This is a genomic window from Bacillus sp. N447-1, assembly GCF_022701035.1.
Taxonomy (GTDB): Bacteria; Bacillota; Bacilli; order Bacillales; family Bacillaceae_G; genus Bacillus_A; species Bacillus_A cereus.
In genome coordinates this window covers 675595-697152 of the sequence record NZ_CP065509.1, presented here as the reverse complement: position 1 = coordinate 697152, position 21558 = coordinate 675595, and the positions used below count along the sequence as shown (strand labels likewise).

The following is a 21558-nucleotide window of genomic DNA, read 5'->3' as shown; positions in this document are numbered from 1 at the left end:
ATGGGAGACGTTATTGATATATATGGTTTATCACCTTTGCAAAAAGGAATACTGTTTCATACTTTATACGATCAAGATGATGAACATTCTTTTTCCTATATTGTACAAGTAGGTTTCTTGCTCGGGGGGCAATTGGATGTTGCTACTTTTGAAAAAGCTTGGGAATATGTTATTCAACGACATGAGGTTCTGCGCTCAGTATTTGTTTGGGAAGAAGTAGAAAAACCTCTACAAGCAGTTTACGAACGTCTTCCTTTTACTATTCATCAAGAGGATTGGAGTACCTATTCGCATGAGGAGAAGGAGAAGAAATTACAACAGTTTTTGACTGCAGATCGTAGGAAAGGATTTTTATTGGATGAAGCACCATTGATGAGAGTCACTGCGATTAAAGAAGCAAAAGAGGAAACGAGAATTATCTGGACACATCATCATATTTTGCTAGATGGATGGAGTGTGTCATTGGTCTTTAGTGAAGTGATGGAAGTTTATCTCAAGATGATAAAGGGAGAATTTTTGAATCTTCCTAAATCTCTTCCTTATAAAAAATATATTCAATGGATAAATAAACAAGATCAAAGTCAAGCAGAGGAATTTTGGAAAGAAGAATTAAAAGGATTCTATGCACCTACTCCATTAGCAATGGAAAGAAAGGATCAAGGACAAGAGAAGGGTTATGGGGAGTGTGCTTATCAAGTATCTGAGGAACTTACTGAGAATTTACAAGAGTGGGTACGAAATAGTCGATTAACGTTGAATACGTTAGTACAAGGTGCATGGGCTTATTTGATGAGTAGGTATAGCGGTGACAGTGACGTCGTATTTGGCGTAACTAGCGCTGGACGTCCTACTGATTTAATGGGAGCAGAGAATATGGTGGGGCTATTTATTAACACATTACCTACCAGAATTCGATTAGCGGATAATACATCAGTAGTAGATTGGCTTCGTAAAATACAAATGAAAGAAATGGAACGAAGACAGTATGAGTATAATTCGTTGATAGATATTCAAGGCTGGAGTGAGGTTCCGCGAAATAGCTCCTTATTTCATACCTTGTATGTGTTTGAAAATTATCCAATTCAAGGTGAGAGAAATGATGATTTAAGATTACTAGATGTTAAAAGCACGGAACAAACAAATTATCCTTTAACACTCATTGTAATGCCCGGTAAGAAAATTACTTTAAAGTTGATGTATGATCGAAGCTATTTTAATGAAGAAACAATAAATCTGATTCAGAATCACTTATTGCAAATATTAATTCAGATGACGAAGAGCCTAGACTCAAAACTATTTGAAATTACCCATTTAACAGAAGAAGAACAGATACAGTTACTAGAGGAATGGAATCATACTCAAGTTAATTATTCGGCTGAAGGCATGATTCATACGATGTTTGAGGAGCAAGTTAAAAAAACACCGGAAGCAATCGCGGCTAGTTACGAAAATGAACAAATTACCTATAAAGGGTTGGAGAAGCGTGCAAATCAGCTAGCTCATTATTTACAAAAGCATGGTGTAGGCCCAGAGTCTCTAGTTGGGGTATATATGGAACGTTCATTACAAATGATGATAGCGTTATTAGGTATTCTAAAATCAGGAGCAGCGTATGTTCCACTTGACCCTACTTATCCAGAGAGTCGACTTCGATATATATTAGAGGATGCTGGAATCGAAGTACTAGTGACGGAAGAGAATTCTAAAAATTTGTTTGTATCTGAAAATATAGAAACGATTTGTATGAATAAAGATTACACTGCAATTGAAAAAGAAGAAACAACCCCATGTATAAGTGGTGTAACAGGAGAAAATTTAGCGTATGTTATGTATACTTCAGGATCTACAGGGAATCCAAAGGGAGTAATGATTGAGCATCATTCAGTAATTAATTATCTAGAATGGATGCAACATAAATATCCGCTTTCTGAAAAGGATGTGGTCTTGCAGAAAACGCCATTCTCATTTGATGTCTCTGTTTGGGAATTGTTTTGGGGCATTCACGTTGGTGCAAGTGTATCTTTCCTACCTCCAGGTGGAGAAAAAGATCCTTCTATTATAGCTGAAGTGATTAAACAACATCAGGTTACTATAGTTCAATTTGTACCTTCGATGTTATCTGTTTTCTTAGACCACTTCAATCATATTGAATTGAACATGAATTGTTCGTCCGTACGCCATGTATTTTCTGGTGGAGAAGAACTAAGTTCAGGGTTAGTTAGACGTTTTCAACAGAAATGGGATTATAGTGGACAAGTGAAATTAACCAACTTTTATGGGCCAACTGAAGCCACTATTTATGTGAATGCATTTGATATTCAGCCTAATCAAGAATTTGTTTCTATTGGGCAACCAATACAGAACACGCAATTATATGTATTAGACCAAAATCAACGCTTGCAATCAATAGGAATTGAGGGTGAGTTATATATTGGTGGTGCTGGTTTGGCACGTGGATACTTAAATCGTCCGAATCTTACTGCTGAAAAATTCGTTTCGCATCCATATCGATTTGGGGAACGACTATATCGAACAGGAGATTCAGTAAGATATCTAACTGATGGAAATTTAGAATTTATAGGTAGAATGGACCACCAAGTCAAAATGCGTGGTTTTAGGATTGAATTAGGAGAAATTGAAGCGACTTTAGAAAAATGTTCGTTTATTAAAGAGGCTGTCGTATTAGTTAGAGAAGATCGTCCAGGTGATCAACGATTGGTTGCATATGTAATAAGCGATGGAAATACCCAAGAGTGGAGAGAGTATTTACAAAAACAATTACCGACTCATATGATTCCAGCGCACTTTATAGAGTTAGAACACTTCCCGCTTACTCCAAATGGGAAAATTGACCGAAAGGCCTTGCCAGCACCTGATGAGCAAGTTATTGAAGATTTAAATGTGCTACCTCGGACGCCATCGGAAGAGCTTATTGCCTCGGTTTGGGGTCAAGTGTTAGGGATAGAAAATATTAGTATTCAGGATTCCTTCTTTGAACGTGGTGGGCACTCACTACTTGCTACTCAAATCGTCTCTAGATTGCAAGAACTGTTCCAAATTAAAATTCCATTACGTGAACTTTTCAAGCACGATACAGTGGAAGCATTGGCGAAACGAGTGGATCAGTTACGAAAAGAAGATAAAAAACGAGAGGTTGCTCCTCTTGTACCTATGAAACGAGAAGAAATTATCCCACTTTCCTATGCGCAGAAACGTCTATGGTTTATTGATCAATTAATGCCAAATAGTGCTATGTACAATATTCATGCAGCGTGTCGCTTAACAGGTAAATGGTCAATTGAAGCATTGGAGGTCGGATGGAATCAATTGTTGGAGCGTCATGAATCATTAAGGACGACAATTCTAGAACAAGAGGGTGAACCTTTTCAACAGGTTCAATCTCATGTGTTCAGACATATTCCTCAAACGAATCTAACAGATCTTTCTTTGGAAGATAGGGAAAAAGAAATGCAACGCCTTATTCAAAACGAGGCGGAGGAACCATTTCATTTTGGACAAGATCCTCTGATTCGAACACGAATATTGAAAGTGGACAGGGAAGAATGGGTTCTCATTTGTACGATGCATCATATTATTTCAGATGGATGGTCAATGGGAATCTTACTTGAAGAATGGATGGCTTTTTATGAAGGAGCACTAACCGGAAAACCAGTGGAATTGAAGGAGTTATCTATCCAATATGCAGATTTTGTCATGTGGCAGAAGGAATGGCAAAAAGAGGAGAATTTGAATCAGCATCTTCAATATTGGAAGGAAGAATTATCTGGGGAACTACCGGTTTTACAATTACCGATGGATCGTCCTCGACCTGCAGTTCAAACCCATCGTGGTGCAAGTCAGTCCTTAATAGTGGCGAATTCCCTACAGGAAAAGCTCAAAGATTTAAGTCTGCAAGAAGGATGCACTTTATTTATGACATTGATGGCAGCGTATCAAAGCTTCCTTTCTCGTTATACAGGACAGGACGACATTATAGTTGGAAGCCCAATCGCTAATCGAAATGTGAAAGAGATTGAGGGATTAATTGGATTCTTTGCAAATACGTTGGTTTATCGAGCTGATTTCAGTGAAAATCCGACGTTCCAAGAACTTTTGTCGCAGGTAAGAAAAAAAGCGCTAAAAGCATACGAGTATCAGGACATCCCATTTGAGAAAGTGGTAGAATCCGTAAAACCTGAACGGAATACAAGTCATTCACCAATATTCCAAACTATGTTTACTTTACAGAATACGAAACAAGAGTTTCTTCAGCTATCTGAAAGACAAATGGAACTCATGGAAAGCCATGCTTCTGTTGCCAAATTTGATTTGAGTTTATTTGCTTCTGAGACGGAAGAAGGATTATCACTAACCTTTGAATATAATACTGATTTGTTTAATGATACAACCATTGAGCGTATGGCAAGTCATTTTAAACATTGGTTAAATCAAATTGTCTCTCATCCAAAATGTGTACTATCAGAACTGAATATGTTATCGAAAGTAGAATATAAGCAACTACTAGAGGAATGGAATAAATCGCGTGTTATAGATATGGAAGAAAGTACGATTCATACAATGTTTGAAGAACAGGTGAAAAAAACACCAGAAGCAATTGCAGTAGTGTGCGAAGATGAAGAACTAACATATCGAGAGTTGGACGAACGCTCGAATCAGTTGGCACATTATTTACAGAAAAATGGTGTAGGTTGCGAATCATTGGTTGGGATTTGTGTTACACGTTCATCTGAGATGATTGTAGGCCTCTTAGGAATTATGAAGGCAGGAGGAGCATATGTCCCAATTGATCCAGCGTATCCGGAAAGTCGACTGCAATACATTTTAGAGGATACTCAAATAAAGGTACTGGTGACACAGGAAAAGTTACAACAAAAAATGGTTATACCTAAATTCGTTGACGTGATTTGTATTGATCGTAATCGAGCAGAAATAGAACAAGAAGTAACTACGGTATGTATGAGTGAAGTGACGGGCGATAACTTAGCCTATATTATCTATACTTCAGGTTCCACTGGAAATCCAAAGGGAGTAATGATTGAGCACAGGAATACAGTAACAATGATTCATTGGGCGCATCGTACGTATTCCCGAAAGGAATTAGCGGGAGTGTTAGCTTCAACTTCGCTATCTTTTGATTTATCCGTTTTTGAATTATTTGTTCCCTTAACGATGGGTGGTAAGGTGATTGTCACTGAAAATGCTCTACATCTAGAGAAGTTGTCTACCAAAGGTGTAACTTTGGTTAATACTGTGCCATCGGTAGCGAAGGAACTGGTTCGAGTAAAAACAATCCCTTCTTCGGTAAAGGTGATGAATTTGGCTGGAGAACCATTGCCATATTCGCTTGTTCAAGATTTATACGAGAGAAGTACAATCGAAAAGGTGTACAACCTATATGGACCGTCCGAAGATACTACGTATTCCACGTATATGGAATTAGAAAAGGGTGTCATGTATAGGGTACCACCAATTGGTAAACCAATATTCAATACAGAAGTATATGTACTAAGTGCCGAACAAAAAATGGTTCCAATTGGTGTAGTTGGTGAGCTATACATTGGTGGATCAGGGTTAGCACGTGGATATTTAAACCGCCCTGACTTAACGCAAAATCTTTTTATATCGCATCCGTTTAAAGAAGGAGAGCGAGTATACCGGACTGGAGATCTAGTAAGGTATTTACCAGATGGAAATTTGGAGTATGTTGGACGAATTGATCATCAAGTAAAAATTCGTGGGTTCCGGATTGAACTAGGAGAAATTGAAGCGGCATTACAAAGGCATATATTAGTTAACGAAGCTATTGTAATGGTGCGGGAAGATTATCCTGGCGATCCACGTTTGATCGCCTATGTTGTAGGAGACGGGGATGCTCAAAAGTGGCGTGATTATCTCAAGGATCAACTACCAAATTATATGATTCCATCCTATTTTGTTGGATTAAATGCATTTCCACTCACTCCTAATGGGAAAATTGATAGGAAGGCTTTACCAGCACCAGAGAAGCAGGAGATAGCGAGTTGTTATATTGCTCCTCGTACGTCTACGGAAAAAACAATTGTTTCGATATGGCATGAAGTTTTAGGTATGGAAAACATCGGAATTCAGGATTCGTTTTTTGAAATTGGTGGACATTCATTACTTGCTACGCAAGCTGTTTCCAATCTTAAAGAGGCTTTTGGAATCGAGATACCATTGCATGATTTATTTATGTTTCATACGGTGCAGCAATTGGCAGAACAGATTGATCAATTGCTCGATAACAAAAATCAAGAAATGCAGAATGATAGTAAGGAGAATGTAAGTCTTCAAGACTATGTTCAAAAAGAAGCAGAAGTGAGTAATGATGAAGAATTATTGGAACTACTTAAGCAATTAGAGGAGCTATCAGAGGAAGAAGCACAAGGGATATTCGAGAGTAATTTGATTGAGGAAGGGGTAAAAAAATGAGAAGTGATTTACTTGCAAAGCTGAGTTCACTTTCTCCTGAGAAGAGAGCATGGCTTCAGAAGCAAATGCAAAAAAAGGAGAATAAAGAAGCACTCCCGTTGTCTTATGCACAACAACGTTTGTGGTTTATGGACAGATTTAACCCAAACAGTTCTTTATATAATATTCCAACAGTATGGCATCTAAAAGGAAATTGGATACCTGAAGCATTAGAGAAGGGATTCAATCGACTCATTGAACGTCATGAATCATTACGAACTGTTTTTAAAGAAATAGGAGAACAGCCTGTGCAACAAATTGTCGAATTCCTTCCTAGCGCATTACCTGTAAGGGATTACTCTCAACTTCCTCTAGAAGTAAAAGAAAAAGAGGTAGATAGTTTAATTGCGAGAGAAGCGCAAGAACCATTTGATTTAATGAATGGTCCTTTAATTCGTAATCAGCTTGTTCAATTAGAGAAGGATGAATGGTTATTACTGTGTACGATGCATCATATTATTTCTGATGCTTGGTCCATTGGTATATTCATGAATGAATGCCTTGCTTTCTATGAAGAAGAAACAGGCGGAAATCCTGCTAAATTAAGTTCATTATCTATTCAATATGCAGACTTTGCGAAGTGGCAAAAGGAGTGGTTGCAAGGTGATGTGCTAAATCGTCAGCTTACGTATTGGCAGGAAGAATTGTCTGGTGAGCTTCCTATCTTACAACTGCCAGTGGATCGACCTCGACCGGTTAAGCAGACTTACTCTGGGGCTGCGCATCACGTGATTTTTCCTTATAAATTGCTCAGTCAATTGAAGGATATAAGTCGACAAGAAGGATCCACTTTATTTATGACTTTAATGGCCGCATACCAGAGCTTTCTCGCTCGTTATACGGGACAAAAAGATATTCTAGTTGGTAGCCCGATTGCAAATCGGAACCATAAGGGAGTAGAAGGATTAATTGGTTTCTTTGTTAATACATTGGTTTATCGATCAGATTTGAGTGGCACCCCTACTTTTCGGGAGATTTTGAACCAAACAAAGAAAAAGGCGTTAAAAGCTTACGAATATCAAGATATACCATTTGAAAAAATGGTAGAAGCTGTGCAACCTGAACGAAGCATGAGTCATTCCCCTATATTTCAGACCATGTTTACGCTACAGAATATAAAACAAGAACGACTAGATTTGCCTGATAGAAGTATTGAAATGGTAGAAAGTAATATGTCTATTGCTAAATTTGATTTGAGCTTAACTGCCTATGAAGTGGAAGAAGGTCTATTCGTCTCATTTGAATACAACACGGATTTATTTGATAGTAGTACCATTGCACGTATGGCAGGACATTTTGAGAACTGGCTAAATGAAATCACGTATCATCCAGATGAATCATATACAAAGCTGTCAATGTTATCGGATACTGAGCAAAAACAACTCTTAGAAGAATGGAATGATACGGACGTAGTTTATGGTCATGATTGTATGATTCATGAGCTATTTGAGCAACAAGTTGCACGGACACCTGATGCAGTGGCGGTAGTTTATGAGGGTGGAAAGCTAACGTATCAAGAACTAAATGAAAAATCGAATCAATTGGCACATTTTCTACAAAAACGAGGTATCGGACCTGAATCATTGGTTGGTATATGTATTGAACGTTCTCCTGATATGATTATCGGTCTCTTTGGGATTTTGAAGGCAGGTGGGGCTTATGTCCCACTGGACCCAAGTTATCCTGAAAACCGCCTGAGATATATTTTGGAGAATTCACAAATTCAAGTGCTGTTAACAAAAGAGGCACTACAGGACTGGTTACCTAAAGATATTCAAGCAATTTGTTTAGATCGGGATCAAGTGATGATTTCTAAAGAGAGTAATTTAGCTCCGGTAAGTGGAGTAACAGCAAATAACTTAGCCTATATTATATACACTTCGGGTTCGACGGGAAATCCAAAGGGGGTAATGATTGAACATCATTCCGTTATCAACCGCCTACAGTGGATGCAGAAAAAATACCCATTGTCCGGGGCGGATACAATCCTACAAAAGACACCGTTTTCATTTGATGTTTCTGTATGGGAATTATTTTGGTGGTCATTTGTAGGAGCACGTGTTTGTTTACTTCCACCAGGAGGAGAGAAAGATCCTGCGGTGATTGAAGAGTATATTGAACGATATCGCGTGTCCACCATGCACTTTGTTCCGTCGATGTTATCTACTTTCTTAGATTATATGGAACTATATAATTCGAAAAGGGATGTATCGTCTTTAATTCAAGTTTTTACTAGTGGAGAAGCGTTAAACACTGAGCAGGTTCGCCGGTTTAAGGGGATCTTTTACAATGTTCAGCAAACAAAGTTAATTAACTTGTATGGTCCTACTGAAGCAACTGTGGATGTGACTTATTACGATTGTGATTTAGAAAAAGAACCAATGCTTATTCCGATTGGTCGTCCGATTGATAATACAGAGTTGTATGTGTTAGATCAATATCAACAAGTCGTCCCGATTGGTGTGGCAGGGGAACTTTACCTTGGAGGAGTAGGATTAGCACGTGGCTACTTCAATCGACCGGATTTAACTACTGAACGTTTTATTCCGCATCCCTTTAAGGATGGGGAACGATTATATCGAACGGGTGACTTGGTGAGATATATGAATGATCGTAACTTAGAATATATTGGAAGAATAGATAACCAAGTTAAAATTAGAGGATTCCGAATTGAATTGGGAGAAATTGAAGCAGCTTTACATGATCACTCATCTGTAAAAGAGGCAGTCGTGTTGGTGAAGGAAGATCGACCAGGAGATAAGCAGTTAATAGCTTATGTAGTGGGTGAAGGCGATACTGGGGAGTGGCGTGAATATCTCAAGAAGCAACTGCCACATTATATGGTTCCGGCATACTTTTTCAAAATTGAAGGTATGCCACTCACTCCAAATGGTAAGGTGAATCGGAAAGCCTTACTGGAATTAGAAGAACAGTTCATAAGTGAAGATATTACTTCATCACGAACACCAGTGGAGGAGCTTATCGTTTCCGTTTGGAGCCAAGTGTTAGGAATAAAAAATATTAATGTTCAGGATTCCTTTTTTGAAATCGGTGGTCATTCACTACTAGCTACTCAAGTAGTTTCACGTTTACAGGGAATTTTTCAAATTGAATTACCAGTACGTGAACTATTTGAATATACAACGGTGGAGTCACTGGCAAAGCGATTAGATCAGTTACGTAAAGGAGATAAAAAACGAGAGATTCCGCCGCTGATACCAATGAAACGAGGAGAAGCTATCCCACTATCTTATGCCCAACAACGCTTATGGTTCATTGATCAATTTACACCTAATAGTGCCCTTTACAATATACCAATGGTATGCCGCCTTACAGGGAATTGGCTACTTGAAGCATTGGAAACGGGATGGAATCAACTAATAGAACGTCATGAATCACTGCGGACGGTCTTTCACGAAGTGAACGGTCAACCCGTACAGCAAATTGAACCGTATGCTTTTCAATCAATTCCGAAAACGGATTTAACTATGCTTTCTTCTGAAGATCAAGAAGAAGAAGTTAAACGTTTAATTCAACAAGAAACAGAAGTGCCATTTGATTTAACAGAGGGTCCATTAATCAGGGCAAGTATTTTGCACGTGGGAGAGGAAGAATGGATACTCCTTTGTACTCTACATCATATCATTTCAGATGGATGGTCAATGGGAATCCTACTTGAAGAATGGATGGCATTTTATGAGAAAGCAACGGATGGAAAGGTAGCGGAACTTGAACCATTGCCGGTTCAATATGCCGACTTTGCTCAGTGGCAAAAAGGATGGCTAAAGGAGGATGTGCTTGATCAACAACTCCAATATTGGAGGGAAGAATTGTCTGGGGAGCTTCCTGTACTCCAACTTCCTATGGATCGCCCGCGTCCCGCGATACAAACTCATCACGGGTCGATATACACTCTGGTTCTGCCAAGCACGCTACATGATAAATTGAATGAACTTAGTCGAAAAGAAGGGGCTACACTCTTCATGACGCTTTTAGCTGCATATCAAAGTTTTCTATCTCGTTATACGGGACAAGAAGATATTCTGGTCGGAAGCCCAATTGCGAATCGGAATTATAGAGAAATTGAAGGACTAATTGGTTTCTTCGTTAACACGCTGGTTTATCGAGCTAATTTGAGTGGTAGACCGACATTTCAAGATGTACTGTATCAGGTTCGTCAAAAGGCATTGAAGGCGTATGAATATCAAGATATTCCATTTGAAAAAATTGTAGAAGTTGTGCAACCGGAGCGAAGTACAAGTCATTCGCCAATCTTCCAGACTATGTTCATTTTGCAAAATATGAAACAAGAGTTTCCGGTGTTATCTAGTAGAAGTATTGAAATGATAGAAAGCCATAGTCCAATTGCAAAGTTTGATTTAAGTGTAATGGCAGCTGAGACGGAAGAGGGGTTACTTTTTACTTTTGAGTATAATAAGGATTTATTCAATGCTACTACTATTGAACGGATGGCAGGCCACTTTGAGAAATGGCTACATGAAGTTTCTCATCGTCCACAAAATCCGTTGCATGACCTGAGTATGCTATCAGAACCCGAGCGTACTTTGTTATTAGAAACATGGAATGACACTGTAATGGAAATGTCTCATCAGGGTCTTGTTTGCGACAGATTTGAGGAGCAAGTAGCAAGGCGTCCTGATGCGATTGCGGTAGTTGACCAAACAAAACAGTGGACTTATGGTGAACTGGATACACAAGCAAATCAGTTGGCAAATGTTTTACAACGAAAGGGAGTAGCCCCAGAGTCAGTGGTAGGAGTTTATCTTCCGAGGTCAGCTGAGCTGATGGCAAGTTTACTGGGCATTTTAAAAGCTGGTGGAGCTTATGTCGTTTTAGATCCGTTGTATCCAAAATCAAGGTTAGAATACATGATTGAAGATGCAGGAATTCAATTTGTAGTGACGGCGGAAGGACAAGAAGGACATTTCGCACACGTCGAAATGGTGAGGTTAGAAGAATTAACGGTGGAAAGCGTAATCGCACCTACACGTCAAATAAATCCAGAGAACTTAGCCTATATTGTCTATACCTCTGGTTCTACAGGAAAACCGAAGGGTGTCATGATTGAATATCGCTCATTAATGAATATGGTTTCTTGGCATCAGGAAGTTTATCATATTTCAGCAGAGGATCGTGCGACTCAGATTGCAGGGGTTGCTTTTGATTCGGCTGTCCAGGAGATTTGGCCGTATCTAACTGCTGGCGCAGCACTCTACTTGTCAACAGAGGAACTGAGAATTAATCCAGAAGCACTAAGGGACTGGCTCATTGATTCACGAATAACAGCTAGCTTTGCACCTACGCCTATTCTGGAAAGGCTCTTGAAATTATCTTGGCCAGATAAAACGGATCTTCGTTTTATCATTACTGGTGGGGATCAATTAACGCAGTATCCATCTAACGATATTCCTTTTGCGGTAATTAATCAGTATGGGCCATCGGAAAATACCGTTGTTACCACAGATTGTTATGTACCTGTAGGAGTGACAACAGGTACGCCATCGATTGGTCGACCGATTGCGAATACAGAAGTTTATGTGTTAGATTCTCATCTTCAGCTAGTACCAATTGGTGTAATTGGAGATCTCTATATTGGAGGGAAGAATCTTGCACGTGGATATGCTAATCGTCCGGATCTTACAAAGGAAAAATTTATTCCACATCCTTTCAAGTCAGGAGAACGTCTCTATTATACAGGAGACAAAGCAAGTTATCTTTCTGATGGTAATCTCCAGTTCCATGGCCGTATAGATGACCAAGTGAAAATTCGTGGTTTCCGGATTGAATTGGGAGAAATAGAAGCTGTTTTGCAGGCACATTCTTCTGTGAAAGAAGCAGTTGTATTGGTACGAGAGGATAATCAAGGTGACAAGAGATTAGTAGCTTATGTAGTTGGTGAAGGAAGTGTACATGAATGGCGAGAACATCTACAAACACATTTACCAAATTACATGGTTCCAACAAACTTTATTGAGATGGAAGTTTTACCACTTACACCGAATGGAAAACTTGATTTGAAGGCATTGCCTATACTTAGTGAACAATCCGCCGAAAATACTGTATACCCACGAACTCCGCTGGAAGAACTTATCGCTTCAGTGTGGAGGCAAGTGCTAGGAATAAAAGAAATTGGTGTTCAGGATTCTTTCTTTGAGCTTGGTGGTCACTCTCTACTTGCTACACAAGTGGTCTCACGCTTACAGGAAGTCTTTCAAATCAAATTACCGGTACGTGAACTGTTCGAATATTCAACGGTCGAGGCATTATCGAAACGAATAGATCAGTTACGTAAGGGGAGCGAAAAACGAGAAATTCCACCATTGGTGCCGATGGAACGCGGAAATAATATTCCACTATCTTATGCCCAACAGCGCTTATGGTTTATTGATCAATTTGCACCTAATAGTGCACTTTATAATATGCCAATGGCATGCCGCCTTACAGGGAATTGGTTACCTGAAGCATTGGAGTTGGGATGGAATCAGTTGATAGAGCGTCACGAATCTTTGCGGACTGTATTTTATGAAGAGGATGGCTATCCTGTGCAGCAGATTCAACCGTACGTTTTCCGTCCGCTTCTCCAAATGGATTTAACTAAGCTTTCATTAGAGGAGCGAGAAAGAAAGTTGGAGCAATGGATTCAAACTGAAGTCGAATCTCCATTTGATTTAGAACAAGGGCCATTGTTCCGTGGGAAACTCATAAGAATTTCAGAAGAAGAATGGGTTCTTCTGTGTAATATGCATCATATTATCTCAGATGGATGGTCGATGGAAATCTTACTTCAAGAATGGATGGCATTTTATGAGAATGCGATTGGTGAAAAACAAGCAGAGCTGGAACCACTACCAGTTCAATATGCCGATTTTGCTCAGTGGCAAAGAGAATGGTTGAAAGATGAAGTACTATATCAACAACTTGCATATTGGAAGGAAGAATTATCTGGTGAGTTACCAGTCTTAATGTTGCCAATGGATCGTCCGCGTCCGCCAGTGCAAACCCATCATGGATTAACTCATAATGTTTTGTTGTCACGCTCATTACTGGATAAATTAAACGAACTAAGTCGTCAAGAAGGGGCCACACTTTTCATGACCTTATTGGCATCGTATCAAAGTTTCCTTGCTCGTTATACGGGACAAACGGATATTATTGTTGGCAGCCCAATTGCAAATCGAAATTATCGAGAAATTGAGGGGCTAATTGGTTTCTTTGTCAACACCTTGGTTTATCGAGCTGATTTAAGTAATGCACCGGCATTTCAAGAGTTGTTATCTCAAGTACGGATAAAAGCATTGAAGGCGTATGAGTATCAAGATGTTCCGTTTGAGAAAATTGTAGAGGTTATCCAACCTGAACGAAATACAAGCCATTCTCCGATTTTCCAAACCATGTTTACTTTGCAAAATACGGGACAGAAGCTACCAGAACTACATGGAAGAAATATAGAAGTAATGGAAAGTAATGCTCCAATCGCTAAGTTTGATTTAAGTTTAACAGCTGCAGAAGTGGAAGAGGGTTTATTACTTACTTTTGTTTATAGAACTGATTTATTTGACAGCTTAACTATTGAATCCATGGCTGAACATTTTGGAAACTGGTTGAATGTAATCGTGGAGAATCCTGATAAATCATTAGCTAAGTTGCCTATATTATCAGGATTACAGCAAAAACAGTTGGAAGAGTGGAATAATAATGCTGTAGCATATCTACGGGAAAGTACGATTCATCAGTTGTTTGAAGAGCAAGTAAATCGTACACCTGATGCGGTAGCAGTGGTAGATGAAAAACAGCAGTTAACATATCGAGAGCTGAATGAAAAAGCTAATCAATTGGCCCACTATCTTCAGCAGTGTGGGATTGGGACTGAATCATTAGTTGGAATTTGCTTTGAGCGTTCAGTTGAGATGATTGTTAGTATTATGGGGATCTGGAAGGCTGGAGCAGCATATGTTCCATTGGACCCATCATATCCAGAAAGTCGCATACAATATATTTTGGAGGACACTGAAATTCAAGTATTAGTTACGAATGAGTCATTAGAAGGTTGGATCCCCAAAGAAGTCAAGGCAGTTTGTCTAGATAGGGATCAGGCAATGATTTCAAAAGAAAGCATTCTTTCACCAAAATGTGAAGTAACAGGAGAAAACCTAGCGTATGTTATCTATACTTCGGGATCGACGGGGAACCCAAAGGGGGTCTTGATACAGCATCATTCTGTAATAAACTTGTCGCATGGTTTACAAAAAGAGGTTTTCGAACATGAGATACCATCTAACATGCATGTCGGTTTAAATGCGTCAATTGCCTTTGATGCATCTATTCAGCAATTACAAATGCTGCTTTATGGTTCAAGTTTGTATATTATTCCAAGCGAAGTACGAAGTGATCCGGAGCAGTTTGTAGCTTATATTAGGGAGAACAAGTTAGAAATCTTTGATATAACACCTTCATTGCTTCAATTACTTATAGATGTCGGATTGTTAGAAACGTGCGATTGCGTTCATGTTCCAAGTAAGGTACTGGTTGGTGGTGAAGCAATTATGCCGTCATTATGGGAACAGCTAGTAGAGACTGATAAAATCCAGTTTTATAATGTATATGGTCCTACAGAATGTACGGTTGATGCAACATGCTATCATATCAAAAAAGATAGTAAGAGAGTAACAATTGGGCGTCCATTGCCTAACATCCAAACTCATGTATTAGATAGAAATAGGTTGCCAGTTCCAGTTGGTGTGATGGGGGAACTTTATATCGGAGGAGCAGGTCTAGCAAGGGGGTACTTGAATCGTCCAGAGTTAACATCCGAACGATTTATTTCTCATCCATTCAAAGAAGGCGAGAGGTTATATAGAACAGGTGATCTTGTGAGATATCTTCCTGATGGTAATATAGACTACTTGGGAAGAATGGATAATCAAGTGAAGATTAGAGGATTTCGAATTGAACTTGGAGAGATTGAGTCGACTTTACAAGAGCATGACTTGGTAAAAGAGGCAGTTGTAATGGTTAGGGAAAATCAGTCGGGAGATAAGAGGCTGGTAGCTTATGTAGTGGGCGAAGGCAATTTAGAAGAATGGCGAGAGTATCTTAAAACAAAGCTGCCAATCCATATGATACCTTCCTACTTTGTCGAAATGAAAGAATTACCGCTAACCATAAATGGAAAGATTGATCGGAAATCGTTACCTATACCAGATTATCAAGGAACACAAGAAGGATACGTGGCCCCAAGAAATGAACGTGAACATAAGCTTTCTATCATTTGGGAACGTGTGCTAGGTTCAAAACGTATTGGTATGAATGATAACTTCTTTGAAATTGGTGGAGATTCAATTCTTAGCATTCAGATTGTCGCGCGCGCGAAGCAAGCTGGTTTACAATTGACACCAAAACAAATATTTGAACACCAAACGATTGCTGAGTTGGCGCAAGTAGTCAAAGAAGAACAAGGTGTACAAGCTGAACAAGGAATTATAACTGGAGAGACGATACTTACACCTATTCAGCAAAGGTTTTTTGCACAAAATCATCCTAACCCACATCATTGGAATCAATCCATGTTCTTCAGAACGAAAGAGAAATTGGACATAGGATCACTGGAAAAGGCAGCGCGTAACCTTCTACTTCATCATGATGCTCTGCGTTTAAGATATGAACGTTTACCTAATGGGGTTTGGAAACAGTGGAATGAAGGAATAGAAGAACAATTGATGCTTACTGTCATTTCATTAGACGAAGTGCCGGAAGCGGATTGGCATCAGGTTATTCAAAAAGAGATTAATGTTGCACAAGAAAGTTTGAATTTACATGAGGGTCCGCTAATGAGAATGGTGTATTTTGATGAAGGTGAGCACGCTGGCCGATTATTTTGGACAATTCATCATTTAGCCGTGGATGGTGTTTCTTGGCGAATTTTATTGGAAGATTTGCAAACAGCATATACGCAAGTAGTCCAAGGTCAGAAAACTCAATTACCTATGAAGAGTACATCTTTTAAAGAATGGTCGGAGAAATTACATCATTACGCTGAAACTGGACTATCAAAAGAAGTGCTACATTACTGGGAGGAGCAGGCTGAACAAGACGTAGTTAAATTGCCGGTAGATGGTACTATAAGTAATCCAGTAAGCGCAGTAACTGAGGAAATTACTGTGGTGTTAAATGAGAATGAGACCCGTATGTTATTGCAAGAGACTTTAAGCATTCACCGTGTCCAAATCAATGAAGTATTATTAGCAGCATTAGTACAAGCTACGGCAGCATGTACGGGGCAACCGATATTGAGCGTAGATTTAGAGGGACATGGTCGAGAAGAGATTATTGAAGATGTTGATTTATCGAGAACTGTGGGATGGTTTACAAGTATTTACCCAGTTCATTTAAATATTACTAGTGCTAATACCCCAATTGCAGCATTAAAAGCAGTTAAAGAACAAGTTCGCAAAATTCCTAATAAGGGTGTTGATTATGGGGTGTTGCGTTACATGAACACAACAATGTGTGAGCCATTAAGCTCCCAATATACACCGTCTATTAGTTTTAACTATCTTGGACAATTTGACCAAATGTTTTCTAGCGATGCAATGTTTATTCCGGAGAACGAATTTAAGCGTTTAGATCATGCTGCCGGTTCCAAGCGATCGCATGTAATTGATGTAATTGGGGTTGTAACGGATGGAAAACTTCAGTTCACTTGGGTATACAATGTTGGACAATTTGCCAAATCAACGATTCAAAGTATTGCACAGAATATGCTATATCAACTGAGTACATTGATTCAATTTTCAGATAGAGAATCTGCACTGACCATTTCGGATTTTGCAATGGCTAATCTTAGCCAAGAAGGTTTGACAAATGTACTAAACAAAATGCATCGCGGAAAGAACAATCAGATTACTGATTTATATCCACTATCACCTTTGCAAGAAGGTATGATTTTCCACACATTGCATGACCAAGGGGATGAACATGTTGCACCGTATATAGTGCAATTGAGTTTTATGATTCGAGGAAAAATGAATATTTCTACATTTGAGCAGGCGTGGAAATCTGTAATTCAGCGGCATGAAATTTTTCGTACAGCATTTGTATGGGACGAAATTGAAGAACCTGTACAAGTGGTTTATGAAAATATCCCATTTAAAGTGAACAAAGAAGACTGGCGTACAATGACAAGTGAAGAGATAGAGGAAAAAAGAAAAGTCTTTTTGGCATTAGATCGAAAACAAGCCTTCCAATTTGATGAAGCACCATTGATGCGGGTAACAGTCATTCAAGAAGGTGAGGAAGAATATCGGATTGTTTGGACCCATCACCATATTTTACTGGATGGATGGAGTTTACCATTAGTATTTAATGAATTACTTACAGTCTATCAGAAGAGAATGAATGGAGAAGCTGTGAAGTTACCTAAGTCCTCACCATATAAGAAATATATCCAATGGTTAAGAGAGCAAGATAAGGAGCAGGCGGAACAATTCTGGAGAGAGAAGCTAAAAAGTTTTACTGCGCCAACTTTGCTGGGCTTAGAAAGTAAAGAGGAAGAAAAAGGTTACACAGAGAAGGTTACGTATTTATCAGAAGAGCAGACTCAAGCGTTACAAGGATGGGCGAAACGCAATAAACTTACTTTGAGTACAGTAATTCAAGGTGCATGGGCATATCTCATGAGCCGATATAGTGGAGAAAATGACATTGTTTTTGGTGTAACAAGCTCAGGGCGTTCTACGGAGATTATTGATGTTGAAAACATCGTAGGTCCTTTCATTACAACGTCACCGACGCGAATTCAATTGATGGATGATATAAAATTAATAGATTGGTTGCAGAAGATACAAGAGGAAGAGATAGAAAGAAGACAATATGAGTATGCTTCTTTGACAGAGATTCAGGGGTGGAGTGAAGTTCCTAGAGGAATACCGCTGTTCAATAGTTTATATGTGTTTGAAAATTATCCAGTGAAAGAGGAGTCTTCAGAAAATCTGGAAATTGGTGAATTGGAAGGGGTAGAACAAACCCACTACCCATTAGGGTTAGCTGTAGTTCCAGGAATCCAGTTATCGTTAAAGTTAATGTATGACCGTAGTAAGTTTAATAGAGTAACCATTGAACGAATGCTGGGTCATTTACACCAAGTGTTAATGCAAATGCTCAAAAACATTGATCAAAATCTATCGGAGCTAGTATATATTACGGAAGCTGAACAAAGAAAGCTATTGGAAGAATGGAATAATAATACTATATCCTATCCACGTGAGAATGCAATCCATCAACTATTCGAAGAGCAAGTAAATCGTACGCCTGACGCGTTGGCAGTGGTAGATGAAAAACAGCAACTAACATATCGAGAGCTGAATGAAAGAGCTAATCAATTAGCCCATCATTTACAGAAATGTGGAATTGGGACAGAGTCATTAGTTGGCCTTTGCTTTGAGCGTTCAGTTGAGATGGTTGTTGGTCTCATGGGAATTTGGAAGGCTGGAGCAGCCTATGTTCCATTAGATCCATCGAATCCGGAAAGCCGCCTGCAATATATTTTAGAAGACACGGGAATTAGAGTGTTAGTTACAAATGAGGTATTACTAGGATGGATACCTAAAGACATCAAGACAGTTTGCCTAGATAGGGACCAAGCAATGCTTTCTCAAGAAAGCAAACTTTCACCAATATGTGAGGTAACAGGGGAAAACTTAGCGTATGTTATCTATACTTCTGGTTCGACAGGGAATCCAAAGGGGGCTTTAGTACAGCACCATTCTGTAATAAACCTATCCTATGGTTTACAAAAAGAAGTTTTCTCACATGACATACCTAGTAATATGCGCGTCGGTTTGAATGCGTCAATTGCCTTTGATGTATCTATTCAGCAATTACAAATGCTGCTGTATGGTTCAAGTTTATATATTATCCCAAGTGAAGTTCGCACTAATCCGGAACGATTTGTGTCTTATATTAGGGAGAATAAATTGGAAATGTTTGATATGACACCTTCATTACTTCAATTACTTATAGATGGAGGATTACTAGAAACAAGTGCTGATGTTCATGTACCAAGTAAGATATTAGTCGGTGGTGAAGCAATCATGCCGTCATTATGGAAACAGCTAGTAGAGACTGAAAAAATTGATTTTTATAACGTATACGGTCCTACAGAATGTACGGTTGATGCAACGTGTTATCATATCGAAACAGATAGTAAGAGAGTTACAATTGGACGTCCGTTGCCGAACGTTCAAACTTATGTATTAGATAAAAATTTGTTACCTGTTCCAGTTGGTGTAACAGGTGAGCTATATATTGGTGGTGCAGGTATAGCGCGAGGATACTTGAATCGTCCAGAATTAACAACAGAGCGATTCATCCGTCATCCATTTAATGAAGAAGAGCGTTTATATCGTACGGGAGATTTGGTTCGTTATTTACCTGATGGTAATTTAGATTACTTGAGAAGAATTGATAATCAAGTGAAAATTAGGGGCTTTCGTATTGAACTTGAAGAGATTGAAGCGAGTATAGAGAGGCATCCATTGGTAAAAGAAGCAGTAGTTTTGGTAACAGAGGATAAATTAGGAGAGCAGAGATTGGTTGCTTATGTAGTTGGAGATGGAAGTATGCATGACTGGCGTGAATATCTCAAGACACAAGTACCGAATTATATGGTTCCCGCACACTCTATAAAGGTAGACAAGATTCCTCTTACACCGAATGGAAAAGTTGATCGAAAGGCATTGAACAGTTTAACAATTCAAAGAGAAAATAATTTGTCTACACCAATCATTCCAAGGGATGAAATTGAATATCAGTTGATTAAAATCTGGCAGGATGTGTTACAGATAGAAGATGTCTATGTAAATGATGATTTCTTTAATAGAGGGGGACATTCTCTCCTTGTAATTAAATTGATTTCAAAAATTAAGGAGAAGTTTGGAAAAGAGATTAAGGTGTCTACATTGATTAAGAATCCAACAGTGGAAGGAATCGCATGCCTTATTCGTGATAAGCATGATATGACGAAATCAGTAGTAGCGCTAGTTCCACTACAAGAATCAGAGAAAAGACCTTTCTTCTGCGTTCATCCGTTTATGGGGAATGTATTCTGTTACATTCAACTAGCAAGATTGCTTAAGAACCATTGTTCATTTTATGGTTTACAGAATCCTCTTATAGAAAAGAAAGAAATTGACGAGTTAACTTTGCCGGAAGTAATTCAACTTTACACCGAAGAAATCAAACGTGTTCAGCCAGAAGGTCCATATCGTCTTGGAGGATGGTCTTTAGGCGGTGCAATTGCTTATAAAATCGCAACTGTACTAAAGAATCAAGGTGAGGAAGTTGAGTTGTTGATACTAATGGATACTAAAGTACCTTCAGAGCAGGACTATAAAACAAGAGAAGAAATGCTCTCATATATATATGAGCATTTCATTCCTAGAGATTTTACTGAGCAGGAAGAAGGCCTCATCCATAAACAAGATATGCTTGTGGAGCGATTAATTATGGAGGGAGTACTCCCGCCTGATGCAGATCTTATGAATTTGAAGCAAGTTATCAATGCTCATAGGAAATGCCTGAACTTAATGGCAGAGCATGATTTAATACCATACTCTGGAGAAGTTCTCTACTTTAGTGCTGAGGAAGGAAAAGAGTTGTTTACAGATTGGGGACCTTTATTAAAAGGTAGAGTAAATAGGTATTCAGTCCCTGGATCACATGAGGAAATAGTAGATTCACCTGCAGTTGAAAAAATAGCTATGTATCTACTAAATGAATTTGAAGGAATAAAAGAGAAGTCCATTTTATTAACGGAAAAGTAGAGAGTATAAAAGATGCAAAGCAATGAACGAAAAGGGGAGACCAATACCTGCATATCAAGTGTAGGGAATAATGAATATATTAAGAGCATTACTTTTTAAGGGGATAATGTAAAAAGTAATTGGTAGAGACATAGAAATCTTTGTAATAGAAGCGAATGCCTGATGATATTACTGAGGGAAGGTGCATATTTTCATTGATATGTAAATA

2 protein-coding genes are annotated in these 21558 nt (G+C 38.8%); both read left to right on the top strand.

The window, feature by feature from the left end:
• The gene (locus IQ781_RS03415) at nt 1-6471 is read left to right on the top strand and encodes a non-ribosomal peptide synthetase (protein ID WP_000503025.1); all 6471 of its coding nucleotides are present in this window, start codon (nt 1-3) and stop codon (nt 6469-6471) included.
• Nucleotides 6468-21350 carry a non-ribosomal peptide synthetase gene (locus IQ781_RS03410; protein ID WP_242808221.1) on the top strand — a complete coding sequence of 4961 codons (14883 nt, stop codon included), beginning with the start codon at nt 6468-6470 and terminating at the stop codon, nt 21348-21350. Before IQ781_RS03415 ends, IQ781_RS03410 begins: the two co-directional genes overlap by 4 nt.
• Nucleotides 21351-21558: the final 208 nt, after the last annotated feature.

What these genes read in the sequence shown, in the direction of transcription:
- IQ781_RS03415 (WP_000503025.1), top strand. Translation starts at nt 1, where the DNA reads ATGGGAGACGTTATTGATATATATGGTTTATCACCTTTGCAAAAAGGA.
- IQ781_RS03410 (WP_242808221.1), top strand. Translation starts at nt 6,468, where the DNA reads ATGAGAAGTGATTTACTTGCAAAGCTGAGTTCACTTTCTCCTGAGAAG.